This is a genomic window from Nonomuraea sp. NPDC049655 (genome assembly GCF_044465465.1).
In the GTDB taxonomy this organism is placed as follows: Bacteria; Actinomycetota; Actinomycetes; order Streptosporangiales; family Streptosporangiaceae; genus Nonomuraea.
Window position 1 is genome coordinate 273,951 of the sequence record NZ_JBITLS010000014.1, and the last position, 17,815, is coordinate 291,765.

Here is a 17,815-nt window from a genome sequence, read left to right on the forward strand (position 1 = left end):
ACTATAGCGGAAATGTCGGTGAACTTCGTTTCGGGGGGCTTCTGCCGAAACCGTGCCGGTCGGATCATCTGAACGTGTCCTCCCTGCTCACCAGCCCTGTAGTGGATCTCGACAACGGGGCCGTCATCGCGCAGCCCGCCGTCGTCGACCCGGCGGGCGTTCTCCGGGCGGCTCCGCTGCCCATGGTGCTGCCACTGCCCCTGCACGTGGTGCTCTCGGGCGCCGGGGCGCTGGCGCCGCTCCACGAGGCCCTGCGGCGGGCGGGCAGGCATCCTCGTGAGGCGATCCTGATGCTCACCGGAACGTGCCAGGAGCAGGACCGCCGCCTGCTGAAGGTCAGCCTCGACGGGCTGCGCACGATCGGCTACCTGCTGGGCTTCGCCGACGTCGGCGCGGGCGGCCCGGCGCTGGACGTCGTCACCGACTCCGCGCCGTACCTGCTGGCACTGGACGAGGAGCTGGTGACCAGGTTGCCCGGCGACCACCGGGCGGCGGCGGTGGCGCGCGCGGTGGTGACGCTGGCCCGCGGGATCGGCGCGCACGTGCTGGCCCCTGGCGTCGAGCGCGAGGGGCAGGTGGCGGTGGCCCGCGGCCTGGGCGTGCGCCTGGCCCACGGCCCGCTGCTGGCGCCCGGCCCCGACGGCAAGATCCGGGTGCCGCTCCCGGTGGCCGACGAGTCGCCGGACACGCTGATGCTCGGCCCGCGCGTGCAGGAGCTGCTGGTCCCGGCGGTGACGCTGCCGGCCGGGGCCAAGGCGGAGGAGGTCGTGGCGGCGTTCGGGCACGAGCCCACGATCACCAGCGTGATCCTGGTGGACGAGTACCAGCGCCCCAAGGGCAGCCTCGACCGCAGCCGCTTCCTGCTGTCCTTCGCCGCCCGGTACGGGCACGCCCTGCACGGCGCCAAGCCCGCCCAGCGCCTGGCCGACCCGCCGCGCACGGTCCCGAGGACGACCCCGGCCATCGCCGCCATGCAGGCCGCCGGCCGGGACGCGGCCCGCATCTACGACGACCTGGTGGTCACCGACGAACTCAACCGCTGCCTGGGCATCGTCCGGGTGTCGGACCTGATCCGCCAGATCGCCGCCATGCGGACCTGAGACCCGGCTAGACCCAGCCCTGGGCCTTGGCCCGCCGCACGGCCTCGATGCGGTTGCGCGCGTGCGTCTTCTGGATGGCCGAGGACAGGTAGTTGCGCACCGTGCCCTCCGACAGGTGCAGGCGGCGGGCGATGTCCCCGATCGTGGAGCCGTCGGCGGCGGCGGCCAGCACGTCGCGCTCGCGCGCCGACAGCGGGTTGGGCCCCGCGCTCAGCGCCGCCGCGGCCAGCCCCGGGTCGATGACCCGCTCCCCCGCCTGCACCCGGCGGATGGCCGCCGCGAGATCCTTGGCCGGGCTGTCCTTGACCAGGAACGCCACCGCCCCCGCCTCCATCGCGGTGCGCAGGTAGCCGGGCCGCCCGAACGTGGTCAGGATCATCACCCGGCAGCCCGGCACCCGGGCGGCGATCTCGGCGGCGGCGGTCAGGCCGTCCTTGCCGGGCATCTCGATGTCGAGCAGCGCGATGTCGGGGGTCGCGGCGACCGCGACGGCGACGGCCTCGTTCCCGTCGGCCGCCTCGCCGACCACCTCGATGTCGGGCTCCAGGCCGAGCAGCGAGGCCAGCGCACCGCGGATCATGCCCTGGTCCTCGGCCAGCATCACCCGGATCACGCGGCCGTCCCCACTCTGACCGGCACCAGCACCCGCAGCCGGAACCCGCCCTTGGGCGCGCCGCCGGCCTCCATGGTGCCGCCCGCGCCCGTCACCCGTTCGCGCAGGCCGCTGAGCCCGCTGCCGGTGCCCTGCGGCTCGCCGCCGCGTCCGTCGTCCATGATCTCCAGGGTGGCGTGTTCGCCGTCGCACGTCACCTGGATCTCGCAACGGGCGGCCCGCGCGTGCCGTACGACGTTGGTGACGCCCTCGCGCACCGCCCAGCCGAACAGCCCGTCGAGCAGGTCGGGCAGCGGCGTGCCGGACACCCGCACCTCGGCCCGCACGCCCGCCGCCCGCAGCACCGATCGGGCGCCGTCGATCTCCTCCGACAGGCTGCGCTGCCGGTAGCCGGTGACCGCCTCGCGCACCTCCACCAGCGCCTGCCTGGCCACGGACTCGATGTCGGCGATCTCCTGCCGCACCTGCGGCGACTCCTCGGCCAGCCGCCCGGCCAGCTCGCTCTTGAGCACGATCAGCGACAGGCTGTGGCCCAGCAGGTCGTGCAGGTCGCGGGCGATGCGCAGGCGCTCCTCCGTGGCCGCCAGCCTGGCCACCTCGCCCTGCGCCTCGTGCAGCCTCAGCGTCAGCACCCGGCTGTTGCGGATGCTGATGAACAACACGCCCAGCGTGACGACCTGCAGCCCCAGGACGACGACGCCGGCGAACTCGTCGCCGGTCAGCACCCCGGCCGCCACCACCACCGCCAGGTTCACGCCCACCCCGGCCAGCGCCCAGGCGGGCGGGAGGGTGAACCCGTAGAGCACGACCGTGTAGACCGGCAGCGTGAGCCAGGCGCCGCCGAAGGCGAACGCGCTGACCACCGCGATCATCGCGGTCACCCCGAGCAGGGGGAAGGTGGCGCGCGAGCGCTCGTGGAAGCTCTTGGCGCTGATCACCGTGCCGGCGAAGCAGCCGATGAACGCGACCAGCGCCACGGCCCCCCAGATCGCCCGGGCGCCCGTGACGCCGCCCGCGACGATCTCGGCGATCGGGAAGACGAGATAGACCATGCCGACGGACATCCCGAGCAGCCGCCGCCTGGGCGACGGCCGCCCGTCACCGAAGTGCAGCTTGTCGGCGAAACTCATGCCCGAACAGTAGCCCGGCGGTACAGGTAGGCGGCAGCCCCGCCCAGGACGACCGCCCATCCGCCGACCACCAGCACGTCGGTCAGCGCGACGCCGTTCCCGGCGACGATGCTCCAGCCGAGGCTCGCGTAGTGGTAGGAGGGCATGATGTCGGCCACGGTCCGCATGGTGTCGCCGAACACCTCGGGCGGGAACCACAGCCCGCCCGCGATGGCCAGGACGAACATGCAGATCATCGCGGCCGGCTGCGCGGCGTCGGCCGTCAGCAGCGACCCGATCGCCAGGCCCAGCGCGATGAACGGGATCGTCCCCAGCCACATGGCCAGCAGCAGCGGCACCCACCGGCCGACCGGCATCGACACGCCCTGCTGAACGACCCCGACGACGGCCACCAGCAGCAGCGAGGGCAGCACGAGCAGCATGGCGGTGCCGAGCTTGGTGGCGATGATCATCCAGTTGGGCAGCGGGGTGATCTGGAGCTGGCGCAGCCAGCCGGACTGCCGTTCGGTCGCCCACGGCACCGCCGAGCTCATCATCGACGAGGCCAGCGCCCCGTAGGCGGCCATGGAGACCATCAGCACGACGCTGTAGCTCACCCCGGCGCCGTCGGTCTGCTTGCCGTAGATGTTGGCGTTGATCAGGTACAGCACGACCGGGAAGATGACCACGAAGATGATGTAGCGCCGGTTGCGCAGCATGCGCATCGCCTCGGTCTTGGCGTAGAACAGCATCAGGACTCCCTGGTGAGCGCGAGGAAGGCGTCTTCGAGGTCGGCGCCGGTGAGCTGGAGGCCCCGGACGTCGAGCTCGGTGCCCCGGAACAGGGCGGCCACGGTCGCGTCGGGGTCGGAGGTGTGCAGCGTGGCGGTGCCGGCCGCGACCTCGACGGCGGTGACGCCGGGCAGCCGGTCGAGCCCGGCCGCGGGCTGGTCGCCCAGCGTGAAGCGGACGACCTGCCCGCCCACGCCGGCCTTGATCTCGGCGGCGGTGCCGTCGGCGGCCAGCCGGCCGCGGGCGATGACGATCACCCGGTCGGAGTGCTCGTCGGCCTCCTCCAGGTAGTGGGTGGCGAACAGCACGGTCCTGCCGCCGGCGGCGTAGTCGTGCATGCTGGCCCAGAACCGCAGCCTGGACTCCACGTCCATGGCCGCGGTCGGCTCGTCGAGCAGCAGGATCTTCGGCGCGCCCGCGATGGCCAGGGCGAACCTGACGCGCTGCGTCTGGCCGCCGGACAGCTTGTTCGCGCGCCGCTTGACCAGGTCCGACAGGTCGGCCAGCTTCAGGATCTCGGCCAGCGGCAGCGGGTTGGGGTAGAGCCGGCGGACGAGGTCGATGAGCTCCTTGACCGACAGCTCGGGGATGAGGGCGCCGTTCTGGAGCATCGCGCCCAGCTCGCCGGAGCGCACCGCGTGGTCGGGCGTGCGGCCGTGGATGGTGATCGTGCCGCTGGTGGGGCGGAGCAGGCCGAGCAGCATGTTGATCGAGGTGGACTTGCCCGCGCCGTTGGGCCCGAGCAGGGCCACGGTCTTGCCCGGCTCGATGGCGAGCGAGAGGTCGTCGACGGCAAGCACGTCCCCGTAGCGCTTGCTGACCTGGTCGAACACGATGGCGTTCATGTCAGCAAACGCTACGGGCGCGGCTTTTCCCCCGTTAGTGTGATCCTTCCGGGGTTGACGGTGACATTTGTCAGAGGCGGCAGGCGTAGATGTCGGTGACCAGGATGGCCCGCGCGCCGATGTCCCAGAGCTGGTCCATCACCTGCTGGTGGCCCTTGCGCCGGACCATGGCCCGGACGGCGACCCAGCCCTCGCGGTGGAGCGGCGAGACCGTGGGCCCCTCCATGCCGGGCGTGAGGGCGATGGCCTCCTCGATGCGCTCGGCGCGGATGTCGTAGTCCATCATGACGAAGTCGCGGGCGTGCACGACGCCCTGCAGGCGGCGGACGAGCTGGCCCATGCCCGGCGTCTCCGGCGCGCTCTGCCGCTTGATCAGCACGCCCTCCGAGCGCATGATCGGCTCACCGAACACCTCCAGGCCGACGTTGCGCAGCGTGGTGCCGGTCTCCACGACGTCGGCGACCGCGTCGGCCACGCCGAGCCGGATCGCGGTCTCGACGGCGCCGTCAAGCTTGATCACGCGGGCGTCGACGCCCTGGTCGGACAGGTACTTGTCGAGCAGCCCCGCGTAGGAGGTGGCGATGCGCTGCCCGTCGAGGTCTTTTACCGACGACATCGTGCCCGCCTTGGCGGCCAGGCGGAAGGTGGAGCCGCCGAAGCCGAGCGGCATGATCTCCTCGACCGGCGCGCCGGAGTCGATCAGCATGTCGCGGCCGGTGATGCCGAGGTCGAGGGTGCCCTCCCCGACGTAGACGGCGATGTCGCGGGGACGCAGGAAGAACAGCTCGCAGCCGTTGTCCTCGTCGACGACGACGAGCTCCTTGCTGTCCCTGCGGGACCGGTAGCCGGCCTCCTTGAGCATGTTCTGGGCGGCTTCGCTGAGCGCGCCCTTGTTCGGTACGGCCAGACGCAGCATGTTCGGGTCTTCTTCCTCACTCATGGTCGATGGGACGCCGGGGCGGGCGCGAGGCGCCCTAGAGATGCTTGTACACCTCGTCGAGCCCGATGCCCTTGGCGATCATGAGCACCTGCACGTGGTAGAGGAGCTGGGAGATCTCCTCCGCCGCCCTGTCGTTCGACTCGTGCTCGGCGGCCATCCAGCTCTCGGCGGCCTCCTCGACGACCTTCTTGCCGATGGCATGCACGCCGGCGTCGAGCGCGGCCACGGTGCCCGAGCCCGCGGGCCTGGTACGCGCCTTGTCTGACAGCTCGGCGAACAGCTCTTCGAAGGTCTTCATGGTCTCTCTCGTCGGTCGGTTGGCGTGCCTGACAAGCCTAGTCTGCGCGCGACGGTGACGCCGCCCGGAGTCCGCCACGCGAGACGTCCGCTTCCTGCCCGTCGTCCGGGCGCCGCTTGATCTCCGGAGGGCCGTTCTAGGCTGGTGGTCATGGACATCGCGACCGTGGGCAAGCTCTGGGACGCCGACCCGGGCTGGCTCAACACCCCTTCGTACGGCCTTCCGCCCCGCCCGGCCTTCGAGGAACTGCAGGCCGTGCTCACCGAGTGGCGGCACGGCAGCGGCGACTGGGCGCCCTGGGACGCCTCGGTCGGCCGGGCCCGCACGGCCTTCGCCCACCTGGTCGGCGCCGAGCCGGCCGACGTGACGGTCGGCTCGACGGTGTCGCAGATCATGTCCACGGTGGCGACCGCGCTGCCGCCGGGGGCGCGGGTGCTGGTGCCGGAGATCGAGTTCACCAGCAACCTGTTCCCGTGGGCGGTGGCGGCCGAGGTCGAGACCGTGCCCGCCGAGCGCCTGGCCGACGCCGTCACGGGCCGGACCGACGCCGTCGCCTTCAGCCTCGTGCAGTCGGCGACCGGCTACGTGACGCCGCTGCACGACGTCGTCGCCGCCGCCCGCGCCCACGACGCGCTGGTCATCGCCGACGGCTCCCAGGCGTGCGGGTGGTTGCCGGTGTCGGTGGCCGACGGGATCGACGTGCTGGCGTGCGCGGCCTACAAGTGGCTCATGGCGCCGCGCGGGGCCGCGTTCGGCTACCTGTCGCCCCGGGTGCGCTCCCTGATGCGGCCGCTGGCGGCCAACTGGTACGCCGGCGACGATCCGGGCGGCTCCTACTACGGGCCGCCGCTGCGGCTGGCCTCCGACGCCCGCGCCTTCGACCTGTCGCCGGCCTGGTTCTGCTACGTCGGCGCGGCGCCCGCGCTCGAACTGCTCAACGAGATCGGCGCCCAGCGCGTCCACGAGCACGACGTCGAGCTGGCCAACCGGTTCAGGGCCGGGCTGGGGCTGGAACCGTCCGACTCGGCGATCGTGTCGGTCGAGGCGCCGGGCGAGCGGCTGGCGGCGGCCGGCATCCGCGCCGCGGTGCGCGCCGGCCGGGTCCGCGCGGGCTTCCACGTCTACAACACCGTCGACGACGTCGACCGCGCTCTTGACGTCCTGACCTCGTAGCACGTCCTGACCTCGTAGCACGTCCGGGAACGACGAAGCCCGCCGCCCCTCCCCTGCGGGAGGTGCGACGGGCGGTCGGTCGTTCAGTCGGCGTCAGCGCTCGAAGCGGCGGCCGCCGTTGTTGCGGCGGAACCCGGCGTTGCCGCGCTCCTCGGAACGGAAGCCGCCGCCGGAGCGGAAGCCGTCGCGGGGGGCGCGCTCGTCGGAGCGGGCGGGCCGGTCACGGTCGCCCGAGAACGGGCGGCCACGGTCGGCGCCGAAGCGGCCGCGGTCGTCGGAGCGGAAACCGCCGCCGCCGCGTTGGCCGTCACGGTACCCGCCGCCACGGGGCGCCTCGGACCGGTAGCCACGGTCGTCCTGGCGGAACGCCGGGCGGTCGTCGGAACGGAAACCACCACGGTCGTCCTGACGGGCAGGACGGTCGTCGGAGCGGAAACCGCCGCGGTCGTCCTGACGGGCGGGACGGTCGTCGGAGCGAAAACCGCCGCGCGGCCGGTCGCCACGCCTGCGGTCGTCGCCGAACGTGCGCGGCTCGGCCGGACGCTGCCCGCCGCCGAACGGCCGCTCGCCCTCGGCGTGCCGGCGCGGACGACGGTCCTCACCGGACTCCTCGTGACGGCGCGGACGACGGTCGTCGCCGCCGGCGAAGGTGCCGTCCTCGTGCCGGCGCGGACGGCGCTCGCCGTCGAACTCGCGGCGCGGACGACGCCCGCCCCGGCGCTCGGCGCCGCCGTGACCGCCCTCACGGCGCGGGCGCAGCGGCTTGCGGACGTCGGGCTCCCACACGGGGATGGCCTCGCCGCTCGGCGTCCGGGCCCCGGCCACCTCGGCCAGCCGGGGGTGCCCCGGGGTGGCCTTGAGCCGGAACGGGTGGATGCCGGCGCGCCTGGTCAGGGCGTCGGTCGAGCGGCGCTCGTTGGGCAGCACCAGGGTGACGACGGTGCCCTTCTCGCCCGCGCGGGCGGTACGGCCGCCGCGGTGCAGGTAGCTCTTGTGGTCCTGCGGCGGGTCGACGTGCAGCACCAGGCTGATGTTGTCGACGTGGATGCCGCGGGCCGCGACGTCGGTGCAGACCAGCACGTTGATCGAGCCCTCGCGGAACTCGGCCAGGATGCGGGTGCGCTGGTTCTGGCGCTTGCCGCCGTGCAGGCCGCCGGCCTTGATGCCGACCCGGGCGAGCTGCTTGCACAGCCGGTCGACGCCGTGCTGGGTGCGGACGAAGATGATCGTACGGCCCTCGCGGTTGGCGATCTCGGCCGTGACGTCGAACTTGTCGTCCCGCGTGACCTGCATCACGTGGTGCTCCATGGTGTCGACCGGCGAGGTCGCCGGGGCCACGGAGTGGGTGATCGGGTCCTTGAGGAAGCGGCGCACCAGCTTGTCGACGTCGCCGTCGAGGGTGGCCGAGAACAGCAGGCGCTGCCCGTCGGTGGGGGTCTGGGCCAGCAGCTCGGTGACGACGGGGAAGAAGCCGAGGTCGCACATGTGGTCGGCCTCGTCGAGGACGGAGACCTCGACCTGCGCCAGCGAGCACTCGCCCTGCCGGATCAGGTCGCCCAGGCGGCCCGGGGTGGCGATCACGATGTCGACGCCGCGGCGCAGTGCCTCGATCTGCTTGCCCATGGACATGCCGCCCACGACGACCTTCATCCGCAGCCCGAGGCCGCGGCCGAGCGGTTCGAGCGCGTCGTGCACCTGAAGGGCCAGCTCACGGGTGGGCACAAGGATCATCGCGCGCGGGTGTCCGGCGGCGGGCCGCACCCCCGCGATGCGAGCCATGGTCGGCAAACCGAAGGCCAGGGTCTTGCCCGAGCCGGTCTGGCCACGGCCCAGGACGTCATGGCCGGCGAGCACGTCGGGGATCGTCGCACTCTGGATGGGGAACGGGCTGTCGATGCCCTGCTTGGCCAGACCGCTGATGAGCGGCTTGGGAAGGCCGAGCAGTTCGAACTCCGACGGGCCCGTCTCGGGGGCGGTCTCGTCGAACGCGGGCATGACAGAGTCAAGCATGGTCACGAAATTCGTGCCTTTCAGTCGAAGTGGCGCGTCACTTCTGCGAAAGGACGAGCCGGGACATACGGCCTGATGCCGTACAAGTTGCAGTACGCCCGCCATCGAGGCGGGACTTCACAGGGGGGATACACCGGGGCACCGGCCGCAGGCGGCGCGATGACGCGAGATGAGGCGTCTGGTGTATACCTGGTGCCAACGCCGGGGATGGTATCGGCTATTCCCTGGCTGGGTACGGACCTTCCGAAACCCCTCCTTGGCACACTGAAACGGCTGACGCCCAACGCCAGCCGTTACAGCTAGAAAGATCAGACGTTGAAGCCTAGCATACGGAGCTGCTCACGCCCCTCGTCAGTGATTTTGTCCGGACCCCACGGCGGCAGCCAGACCCAGTTGATCTTCACGTCGGAGACCATGCCCTCCAGGGCGGAGTGGGCCTGGTCCTCGATGACGTCGGTCAGCGGGCAGGCCGCGCTGGTCAGCGTCATGTCGATGGTGGCCACGGGCTGACCGGCGTCGGACGGGTCGAGGTTGAGCCCGTAGATCAGCCCCAGGTCGACGACGTTGATGCCGAGCTCGGGGTCGACGACGTCTTTGAGCGCCTCCATGACCTCCTCGACAGTGGTGTCACCGTCGAAGCCGGTCGGAGTCTCCACAGGCTTGCTCATTGGGCACTCCTCACCACAGCGTCCTTGTAGGCCATCCACGACAGCAGCGCGCACTTGACGCGCGCCGGGAACTTGGCCACGCCCGCGAACGCCACCGCGTCCCCGAGCACCTCCTCGTCGGCCTCGACCTGCCCCCGGCCCTGCATGAGCCGGGTGAACTCGTCGACCACCGACAGCGACTCCTCGACCGTCGAGCCGGTGGCCAGCTCGTGCAGCACGGAGGCGGCCGCCTGGCTGATCGAGCAGCCCTGGCCGTCGTAGGAGACGTCTTCGATCTTACCGGCGTCGCCCACCCTGACCCGCAGCGTGATCTCGTCGCCGCACGTCGGGTTCACGTGGTGAACCTCGGCGTCGTACGGCTCGCGCAGCCCCCGCCCCTGCGGGTGCTTGTAGTGTTCCAGGATCAGCTCCTGGTACATCGACTCGCCGATCATGGCTATGCGAACACCTTCTGAACGTGATGGAGGCCGCGCACCAGGGCGTCGATCTCGCCCGTGGTGTTGTACAGGTAGAACGACGCCCGCGTGGTCGCCGGTATTCCGAACCGCAGGTGCAGCGGGCGCGCGCAGTGGTGCCCGACGCGGACGGCGACCCCGAACTGGTCGTCCAGGATCTGCCCCACATCGTGGGGGTGTATGCCTTCCAGCGTGAACGACAGCGTGCTGCCGCGCTGGTCGAGGGAGTCGGGCCCGATCAGCAGCAGCGACGGCACCTCGCGCAGGGCGTCGAGGGCGTAGGCCGTCAGCGAGCGCTCGTGCGCCTCGATGGCGTCCATGCCGACCGCGGTGAGGTAGTCGACCGCCGCGCCGAGGCCGATGGCCTCGACGATGGGCGGCGTGCCGGCCTCGAACTTGTGCGGGATCGGCGCGTACGTCGAGCGGTCCATCCAGACCGCCTCGATCATCTCGCCGCCGCCCAGGAACGGCGGCATGGCCTCCAGCAGCTCGGTACGGCCCCACAACACGCCGATGCCCGAAGGGCCGACCATCTTGTGACCGGTGAAGGCCACGAAGTCGGCGCCCAGCGCGGCCATGTCCACCGGGTGGTGCGGCACGGACTGCGAGGCGTCGAGCATGATCAGCGCACCGACCTCGTGCGCCCGCGCGGCCACCGCGGTGACCGGGTTGACCGTGCCGAGCACGTTCGACTGGTGGGCGATCGAGACGATCTTCGTGCGCTCGGTGACGACGGCCGGGTCGAAGTCGAGCCGCCCGTCGTCGGTGACGCCGAACCACTTCAGCGTGGCGCCGGTGCGCTGCGCGAGCATCTGCCACGGCACGATGTTGGAGTGGTGCTCCATCTCGGAGATGACGATCTCGTCGCCGGAGCCGAGGGCGAAGCGGGGGTCGGTGCCCGCGGGGTTGCCGAAGGAGTAGGCCACGAGGTTGAGGGCCTCGGAGGCGTTCTTGGTGAAGATCACCTCATCGCGCGAGCCCGCCCCGACGAACGCCGCCACCTTGTCGCGCGCGCTCTCGTACGCCTCGGTCGACTCCGCGCCGAGCACGTGCATGGCCCGTCCGACGTTGCTGTAGTGCAGCGCCAGGTGGTCGCGCATGGTGTCGATGACCTGGTTGGGCTTCTGCGAGGAGTTGCCCGAGTCGAGGTAGACGAGCGGGCGCCCGTCGGGCAGCTCGCGGGAGAAGACCGGGAAGTCCTTCCTGATCTTCTCCACGTCCAAGCTGGTGGAAGTCATGCAGATGCCTTCGTGTACTGCTCGTAGCCCTCGGCCTCGAGCTTGTCGGCCAGCTCCGGCCCGCCCTCCTCGACGATCCGGCCGCCGGCGAAGACGTGCACGAAGTCGGGCTTCACGTAGCGCAGGATGCGGGTGTAGTGGGTGATCAGCAGCACGCCGGTCTCACCCGTGGAGCGGAAGCGGTTGATGCCCTCGGAGACCACCCGCAGCGCGTCGACGTCGAGGCCGGAGTCGGTCTCGTCGAGCACGGCGATCTTCGGCTTGAGCAGCTCCAGCTGGAGGATCTCGTGGCGCTTCTTCTCACCGCCGGAGAAGCCCTCGTTGAGGTTGCGCTGGGCGAAGGCGGCGTCGATGGACAGCGCGTCCATGCCGGCCTTGAGGTCCTTGGCGAACTCGCGCAGCTTGGGCGCCTCGCCGCGGACCGAGGTGACGGCCGAGCGCAGGAAGTTCGACACCGACACGCCGGGGACCTCGACCGGGTACTGCATGGCGAGGAACAGGCCGGCGCGGGCCCGCTCGTCGACCGACAGCTCCAGCAGGTCGACGCCGTCGAGCAGCACCTGGCCGCCGGTGATCGTGTACTTGGGGTGACCGGCGATCGCGTAGGCGAGGGTGGACTTGCCCGAGCCGTTGGGGCCCATGATGGCGTGCGTCTCGCCGGACTTCACCGTCAGGTTGACGCCGCGCAGGATTTCCTTGTCCTCGACGGCGACCTTGAGGTCACGGATCTCTAGGGTGGACACGTTTATGACTCCTTCGAGAGCGAGACGAGGACGTCGTCGCCGTCGATCTTGACTGTGTAGACGTTCACGGGCTTGGTGGCGGGCGGGCCGGTGGGCTTGCCGGAGCGCACGTCGAAGCACGAGCCGTGCAGCCAGCACTCCAGCGTGCCGTCGTAGACCTCGCCCTCGCTGAGCTTCACCTCGGCGTGCGAGCAGACGTCGTGCAGGGCGAAGACGTCGGCGCCCTTGCGCACCAGCGCCACCGGGGTCTCCCCGACCTCGACGCCGATGACGCCGCCGTCGGGGATGTCGGCGACCTGGCAGACCTTCTCGAAACTCATCGCGCGAGCTCCGCCTCCACCGCGGCCAGCACGCGGTCGCGGATCTCCTCGATCTGGATCTTCTCGATGAGCTGGCCGAGGAAGCCCCTGATGACCAGGCGGCGGGCCTCGTCGTAGGGGATGCCGCGGGCCTGGAGGTAGAAGATGTGCTCGTCGTCGAGGCGGCCCGAGGCCGAGGCGTGCCCGGCTCCGGCGACCTCGCCGGTGAGGATCTCCAGGTTGGGTACCGAGTCGGCGCGGGCGCCGTCGGTGAGGATGAGGTTGCGGTTGAGCTCGTAGGTGTCGGTGCCCTCGGCCTCGACCCTGATGATCACGTCGCCGATCCAGACGGCGTGCGCGTCCTGCCCCTGCAGCGCGCCGCGGTAGTCGACGTTGCTCTTGCAGTTGGGCTGGGAGTGGTCGACCAGGAGGCGGTGCTCCAGGTGCTGGCCGGCGTCGACGAAGTAGACGCCGGACATGTCGGCGTCGCCGCCGGGCGCGGTGTAGGCCACGCTGGGCGAGAGCCGGACCAGGTCGCCGCCGAGGGTCACCACGAAGCTGCGGAAGGTCGCGTCCTTGGCGAGCTGGGCGTGGTGGTGGGAGACGTGCACGGCGTCGTCGTCCCAGTCCTGGAGGCTGACGACCTTGAGGTTGGCGCCGTCGCCGACGACGAACTCGATGTTGTCGGCGTAGACGGCGCTGCCCTTGTGGTCGAGCACGACCACGGCCTCGGCCATCGGCTCCACCTTGACCACGATGTGGCCGTAGGCGGCGCCGTCGCCCTCACCGGTCAGGGTGAGCACGGTCGGCTTCGACGTGACGGCCTCGCGCGGCACCGTGATCACGGTCGCCTTCTCGAAGCCGTTCCACGCCTGCGCGCTGACCCGGTCGGTGGGCGTGAACGCCTTGCCGACGCGGGCGTCGTCGCGCCCGACCGTCTCGACGACGACCTCGGGCGCGGCCTCGACGTCGAGGCGCACATGGCCCACGGGGTCGGCCTTGCCGTTGTGCAGGCCCTTCAGGCGGGACAGCGGCGTGAAGCGCCACGACTCCTCGCGCCCGGTCGGGACCTCGAAGTCGCCCAGGTCGTAGGACGCCTTCTCGTGCAGGGTCGACAGGGGCTTCTCGTTCAGGCCCATCAGCCGACGGCTCCTTCCATCTGCAGCTCGATCAGCCGGTTGAGCTCGAGCGCGTATTCCATGGGCAGCTCGCGGGCGATCGGCTCGACGAAGCCGCGCACGATCATCGCCATCGCCTCGTCCTCGCCGAGCCCGCGGCTCATGAGGTAGAAGAGCTGGTCCTCGCTGACCTTGGAGACCGTGGCCTCGTGGCCCATCGAGACGTCGTCCTCGCGCACGTCGACGTACGGGTAGGTGTCGGAGCGGCTGATCTGGTCGACCAGGAGCGCGTCGCACTTGACGGTGCTGGCGCTGCCGTGGGCGCCCTCCTCGATCTGCACGAGACCGCGGTAGGAGGTGCGGCCGCCGCCGCGCGCCACCGACTTGGAGATGACGCTGGAGCTGGTGTTGGGCGCCAGGTGCACCATCTTGGAGCCGGCGTCCTGGTGCTGGCCCTCGCCGGCGAAGGCGACGCTCAGCGTCTCGCCCTTGGCGTGCTCGCCCATCAGGTAGACGGCCGGGTACTTCATCGTGACCTTGGAGCCGATGTTGCCGTCGATCCACTCCATGGTCGCGCCCTCGTAGGCGACGGCGCGCTTGGTGACCAGGTTGTAGACGTTGTTCGACCAGTTCTGGATGGTCGTGTAACGGCAGCGGGCGTTCTTCTTCACGATGATCTCGACGACCGCGCTGTGCAGCGAGTCGGAGGAGTAGATCGGCGCGGTGCAGCCCTCGACGTAGTGGACGTAGGAGTTCTCGTCCACGACGATCAGGGTCCGCTCGAACTGGCCCATGTTCTCGGTGTTGATCCGGAAGTAGGCCTGCAGCGGGATCTCGACCTCGACGTTCGGCGGCACGTAGATGAACGAGCCACCGGACCACACGGCGGTGTTGAGCGCGGCGAACTTGTTGTCGCCGACCGGGATCACCGAGCCGAAGTACTCCTTGAAGAGCTCCTCGTGCTCCTTCAGGCCCGTGTCGGTGTCGACGAAGATGACGCCCTTCTCCTCAAGGTCCTCACGGATCTTGTGGTAGACGACCTCCGACTCGTACTGGGCCGCGACGCCGGCGATGAGGCGCTGCTTCTCCGCCTCGGGGATGCCGAGCTTGTCGTAGGTGTTCTTGATGTCGGCGGGCAGCTCGTCCCAGGAAGCGGCCTGCTTCTCGGTCGAGCGCACGAAGTACTTGATGTTGTCGAAGTCGATGCCGGTGAGGTCGGAGCCCCAGGTGGGCAGCGGCTTCTTGGCGAACAGGCGGAGGCCCTTCAGGCGAAGGTCGAGCATCCACTCCGGCTCGTTCTTGAGCGCGGAGATGTTGCGGACGACCTCCTCGGACAGGCCACGCTTGGCCGCCGCGCCCGCGGCATCCGGGTCGGCCCAGCCGAACTTGTAATTCCCGAGGCCTTCCAGCTCCGGGCGGTCGGTGACAGTCACCTTCCGGTCTCCTTGCTCTTGTCTCTGTGTGCGGATTCAGCCAGCGACTTGGGGCTCACGTGGGTCGTGCAGACCCCGTCGCCGTGCGCGATCGTGGCCAGGCGCTGCACCGGGGTGCCGAGCAGTTGCGCGAACGCCTCCGTCTCGGCCTCGCAGAGCTGCGGGAACTCCGCGGCCGCGTGAGCCACCGGGCAGTGGTGCTGGCAGAGCTGGTCGCCGCCCGACTTGGCCTTGCTGGCCGAGGCGGCGTACCCCTCTGCCGACAGCGCCTGCGCCAGCACCTGTACGCGCTGGTCCGCCGGCACCGTCCGCATGACCGGCTCCAGCCGCGTCAGCAGGCTCGACACCTGCGAGCGGGCGAAGTCGGTCACGGCTTCTCGTCCCATGCGCTCGGCCAGGAAGCGGAGTGCGCTCCCGGCGAGGTCGTCATAGGCGTGCTCGAAAGCACTGCGCCCCGCGTCGGTGATGGCGAACAGCTTGGCGGGCCGTCCGCGCCCGCGCTGACCGCGCGGCCTGACCGTGCGAGGCTCTATCATTCCCTCGGCCAGCAACGCGTCGAGGTGCCTGCGCACCGCGGCGGGCGTCAGCCCCAGCCGCTCGCCGAGCGAGGCGGCCGTCACGGGACCATGCTCAAGAATCAGCCTGGCGACACGCGCGCGGGTGCCGCGCTCGCTACCGGGCTCGATCGTGGGCATGTTTTTCACAACATCAGTGTGCCGTAATTCCTTCCCGCTGCACAAACGAATCGGAGCAGGCCACCAATGGAATTGCTCACGCAGGTAAGGCTTACCTAACCTTTCGGCGTCCCAGGATCGCGAACGCGAGCGTGGAGCAGATGATGAGGCCGAGCATCACGCAGGCCATCGGCACGGCCGTGCCCTCGCCCGCCAGGCCGACCAGCGGGGCCGCCAGCGCGCCCAGCGCGAACTGCAGCACGCCGAGCAGCGCCGAGGCGCTGCCGGCGATCTGGGCGGGCTGCCCGGCCAGCGCGAGCGCGCCGGTGCCGGGCAGGACGAGCCCCTGACCCAGCATGATGACGAACAGGCCCGCCACGATGCCGGCCAGGCCGAGCCCGGTGAGCGCGGCGGCCAGCAGCAACCCGGCGCCCACCAGGCCGGTGACCAGCCCGATGACGACCAGGCGGGCGGGCTCCACGCGGCCCGACAGGCGGCCGCCGAGCTGGGCCATCGCGGTCAGGCCGAGCGCGTTGAGCCCGAAGATGAGCGAGTACTGCTGCGGGGTGGCGCCGTAGACCTGCTGCAGCACGAACGGCGAGCCGGAGATGTAGCCGAACATCGCCGCGAAGGCCAGCCCGGCGGTGAGCGCGCAGCCCATGAACGCGCGGTCGCGCAGGAGCTGCCAGAAGGTGCGCACGGTGTGCCCCAGCCCGCCGCTCTCGCGCCGGTCGGCGGGCAGCGTCTCGCGCACCCCCGGCAGCACGGCCAGCAGCAGCACGAGCCCGGCGACGCTGAGCGCCACGAACACGCCGCGCCAGGAGGTGAAGGCGAGCAGCTGGGCCCCGGCGATGGGGGCGAGGATCGGCGCCAGGCCGCTGACCAGCATGAGCGTGGCGAAGATGCGGGCGATGGCGGCGCCGTCGTACAGGTCGCGGACGACCGCGCGCACGATGACCAGCGCCGCCCCGCCCAGAATGCCCTGCAGCAGCCGCAGGACGATCAGCACGGGCACCGACGGCGCGAACGCGCACAGCAGCGAGGCCACCATGAACCCCGACACGCCCACGATCAGCGGGACGCGCCGCCCGCGCACGTCGCTGACGGGACCGGCGACGACCTGGCCGACGGAGACGCCGATCAGACAGGCGGTGAGGGTGAGCTGGACCTGCGCGGGAGCGCTGAGCATCTCCTCGGTGATGGCGGGCAGGGCGGGCAGGTACATGTCGATGGACAGCGGGCCGATCGCCGACAGCGCGCCCAGGATGACCAGCAGCAGCCCCCGCCTCCCGCCCTTGGTCTCGCCCTTGCTCCCAATGGCGGCGGACGCGGCTTCTGCCACGGACATGCGTGAACCCCTTCCCCTCGCAGGCCGATGACCCACGAGGGCCGAGGGATCCAACCGGGATTCGGTCCTCCTAATTCCCGGTTATCAGATATTTCATGACGTTTCGTTGAGCTGGATGACTCCGAACGCCGCGCCCTGCGGGTCGATGGGCTGCGCGAACCGGCCGGGCGGCGCCTCGGTCACGCCGGTGAGCACGTCGGCGCCCGCGTCGGCGGCGGCGTGCAGGGCCGCGTCGAGGTCGGCGACCGCGAAGTAGGTCAGCCAGAACGACGGCAGCTCCGCCGGGGCCTCGTCGGGCATCGGGATCATCCCCGCGACGGCCGCCTCCCCCGCCACCCACTCGGTGTAGGCCATGCCGCCCAGGTCGGACGTGCGGGACGTCCAGCCGAAGACCGCCGAGTAGAAGCGCTCGGCGGCCGGCGCGTCCCGGGTGCACAGCTCGTTCCAGCAGAACGCGCCGGGCTCGTTGACCAGCTCCGCCCCCGCGTGGGCGGCCGCCTGCCAGGCGCCGGCGTAGGAGCCGTCGGGGGCCCGCAGGGCGACCATGGTGCCCTCGTCGAAGACCGCCATGGGCTCCGCCACGACCGTGCCGCCGGCGTCCCTGATCCGGCCGGCCAGCGCGGCGGCGTCGTCGGTGGCGACGTAGGTGTTCCAGAGCGAGGCGGAGCCGCCGTCGCGGACGGGGCCGATCCCGGCGACCTTGCTGCCCTCGTGGACGAACATCCCGTAGCCGCCGGCCGCCGGGTCGTCGACCATGTCGGCCCGCCAGCCGAACAGATCCCCGTAGAACCGGACCGAGCCTGGGACGTCGGTGCTGGCCAGGTCCACCCAGCACGGAACTCCTGGGTCGTATGCACTGCGTCGCGACATGTGGAGCTCATCGCCGTCCTTCCCCCGGTTCTCACGTCTTTCCGGGGAACGGTCCGGTCAAGAGCCGTCCATTTCCGGGCAGGGCCGCCC

Annotated in this window: 19 protein-coding genes; 2 read left to right on the plus strand and 17 right to left on the minus strand. The window is 71.0% G+C overall.

Annotated elements, in window-relative coordinates:
* Positions 1-74 precede the first annotated feature (74 nt).
* Positions 75-1,100: an EAL domain-containing protein gene (locus ACIBQ6_RS38610; protein WP_358300100.1), complete on the plus strand. Its 1,026-nt coding sequence runs from the start codon at positions 75-77 to the stop codon at positions 1,098-1,100.
* A gap of 7 nt (positions 1,101-1,107) precedes the next feature.
* Here the strand turns inward: ACIBQ6_RS38610 and ACIBQ6_RS38615 are convergent, their stop codons facing one another.
* The 6 genes from ACIBQ6_RS38615 to ACIBQ6_RS38640 form a co-directional block, all read right to left on the minus strand.
* Positions 1,108-1,713 carry a response regulator transcription factor gene (locus ACIBQ6_RS38615; RefSeq protein WP_358300103.1) on the minus strand — a complete coding sequence of 202 codons (606 nt, stop codon included), beginning with the start codon at positions 1,711-1,713 and terminating at the stop codon, positions 1,108-1,110.
* A complete protein-coding gene (locus ACIBQ6_RS38620; RefSeq protein WP_397218153.1) occupies positions 1,710-2,843 on the minus strand; it encodes a sensor histidine kinase in 1,134 nt (377 codons plus the stop codon). The genes ACIBQ6_RS38615 and ACIBQ6_RS38620 overlap by 4 nt, the downstream gene beginning before the upstream one ends.
* Positions 2,840-3,574, minus strand: a complete 735-nt coding sequence (locus ACIBQ6_RS38625; RefSeq protein ID WP_358300109.1) for an ABC transporter permease — start codon at positions 3,572-3,574, stop codon at positions 2,840-2,842. The genes ACIBQ6_RS38620 and ACIBQ6_RS38625 overlap by 4 nt, the downstream gene beginning before the upstream one ends.
* Positions 3,574-4,458, minus strand: a complete 885-nt coding sequence (locus tag ACIBQ6_RS38630) for an ABC transporter ATP-binding protein (RefSeq protein ID WP_397218155.1) — start codon at positions 4,456-4,458, stop codon at positions 3,574-3,576. The genes ACIBQ6_RS38625 and ACIBQ6_RS38630 overlap by 1 nt, the downstream gene beginning before the upstream one ends.
* A 70-nt stretch (positions 4,459-4,528) precedes the next feature.
* Complete coding sequence (gene hisG / locus ACIBQ6_RS38635; RefSeq protein ID WP_352325534.1) at positions 4,529-5,374, minus strand: ATP phosphoribosyltransferase; 846 nt, start codon at positions 5,372-5,374, stop codon at positions 4,529-4,531.
* Positions 5,375-5,432: 58 nt separating this feature from the next.
* Positions 5,433-5,696, minus strand: coding sequence for a phosphoribosyl-ATP diphosphatase (locus ACIBQ6_RS38640; protein WP_189652386.1), 264 nt, complete (start codon positions 5,694-5,696; stop codon positions 5,433-5,435).
* A 150-nt stretch (positions 5,697-5,846) separates the two neighbouring features.
* Here ACIBQ6_RS38640 and ACIBQ6_RS38645 point away from each other — a divergent pair, with 150 nt between their 5' ends.
* Positions 5,847-6,869: an aminotransferase class V-fold PLP-dependent enzyme gene (locus ACIBQ6_RS38645; protein ID WP_358300115.1), complete on the plus strand. Its 1,023-nt coding sequence runs from the start codon at positions 5,847-5,849 to the stop codon at positions 6,867-6,869.
* Positions 6,870-6,962: 93 nt separating this feature from the next.
* On the opposite strand, the gene ACIBQ6_RS38650 is transcribed toward ACIBQ6_RS38645, so the two are convergent.
* The 11 genes from ACIBQ6_RS38650 to ACIBQ6_RS38700 form a co-directional block, all read right to left on the minus strand.
* Entirely contained in the window at positions 6,963-8,879 is a 1,917-nt protein-coding gene (locus ACIBQ6_RS38650) for a DEAD/DEAH box helicase (RefSeq protein ID WP_397218157.1), read from the minus strand.
* A gap of 308 nt (positions 8,880-9,187) precedes the next feature.
* Positions 9,188-9,547 (minus strand): metal-sulfur cluster assembly factor, encoded by a 360-nt coding sequence (locus tag ACIBQ6_RS38655; protein WP_352325530.1) that lies wholly within the window; start codon positions 9,545-9,547, stop codon positions 9,188-9,190.
* Positions 9,544-9,981 carry a Fe-S cluster assembly sulfur transfer protein SufU gene (sufU, locus tag ACIBQ6_RS38660; RefSeq protein ID WP_352325531.1) on the minus strand — a complete coding sequence of 146 codons (438 nt, stop codon included), beginning with the start codon at positions 9,979-9,981 and terminating at the stop codon, positions 9,544-9,546. The genes ACIBQ6_RS38655 and sufU overlap by 4 nt, the downstream gene beginning before the upstream one ends.
* Positions 9,982-9,983: 2 nt before the next feature.
* Positions 9,984-11,240: a cysteine desulfurase gene (locus ACIBQ6_RS38665; RefSeq protein ID WP_397218159.1), complete on the minus strand. Its 1,257-nt coding sequence runs from the start codon at positions 11,238-11,240 to the stop codon at positions 9,984-9,986.
* Entirely contained in the window at positions 11,237-11,983 is a 747-nt protein-coding gene (gene sufC / locus ACIBQ6_RS38670) for a Fe-S cluster assembly ATPase SufC (protein ID WP_352325533.1), read from the minus strand. The genes ACIBQ6_RS38665 and sufC overlap by 4 nt, the downstream gene beginning before the upstream one ends.
* A 2-nt stretch (positions 11,984-11,985) precedes the next feature.
* On the minus strand, positions 11,986-12,303 hold the full coding sequence (locus ACIBQ6_RS38675) for a non-heme iron oxygenase ferredoxin subunit (RefSeq protein WP_352325535.1): 318 nt from the start codon (positions 12,301-12,303) through the stop codon (positions 11,986-11,988).
* On the minus strand, positions 12,300-13,421 hold the full coding sequence (gene sufD / locus ACIBQ6_RS38680; RefSeq protein ID WP_397218161.1) for a Fe-S cluster assembly protein SufD: 1,122 nt from the start codon (positions 13,419-13,421) through the stop codon (positions 12,300-12,302). Before sufD ends, ACIBQ6_RS38675 begins: the two co-directional genes overlap by 4 nt.
* Complete coding sequence (gene sufB / locus ACIBQ6_RS38685) at positions 13,421-14,833, minus strand: Fe-S cluster assembly protein SufB (RefSeq protein ID WP_352364380.1); 1,413 nt, start codon at positions 14,831-14,833, stop codon at positions 13,421-13,423. Before sufB ends, sufD begins: the two co-directional genes overlap by 1 nt.
* On the minus strand, positions 14,830-15,528 hold the full coding sequence (locus ACIBQ6_RS38690; protein WP_358300130.1) for a metalloregulator ArsR/SmtB family transcription factor: 699 nt from the start codon (positions 15,526-15,528) through the stop codon (positions 14,830-14,832). The genes sufB and ACIBQ6_RS38690 overlap by 4 nt, the downstream gene beginning before the upstream one ends.
* Before the next feature lie 91 nt (positions 15,529-15,619).
* Positions 15,620-16,855, minus strand: coding sequence for a multidrug effflux MFS transporter (locus ACIBQ6_RS38695; protein WP_358300132.1), 1,236 nt, complete (start codon positions 16,853-16,855; stop codon positions 15,620-15,622).
* 93 nt (positions 16,856-16,948) lie between these two features.
* Positions 16,949-17,725, minus strand: a complete 777-nt coding sequence (locus tag ACIBQ6_RS38700; protein WP_397218163.1) for a VOC family protein — start codon at positions 17,723-17,725, stop codon at positions 16,949-16,951.
* Between the last annotated feature and the right edge of the window lie 90 nt (positions 17,726-17,815).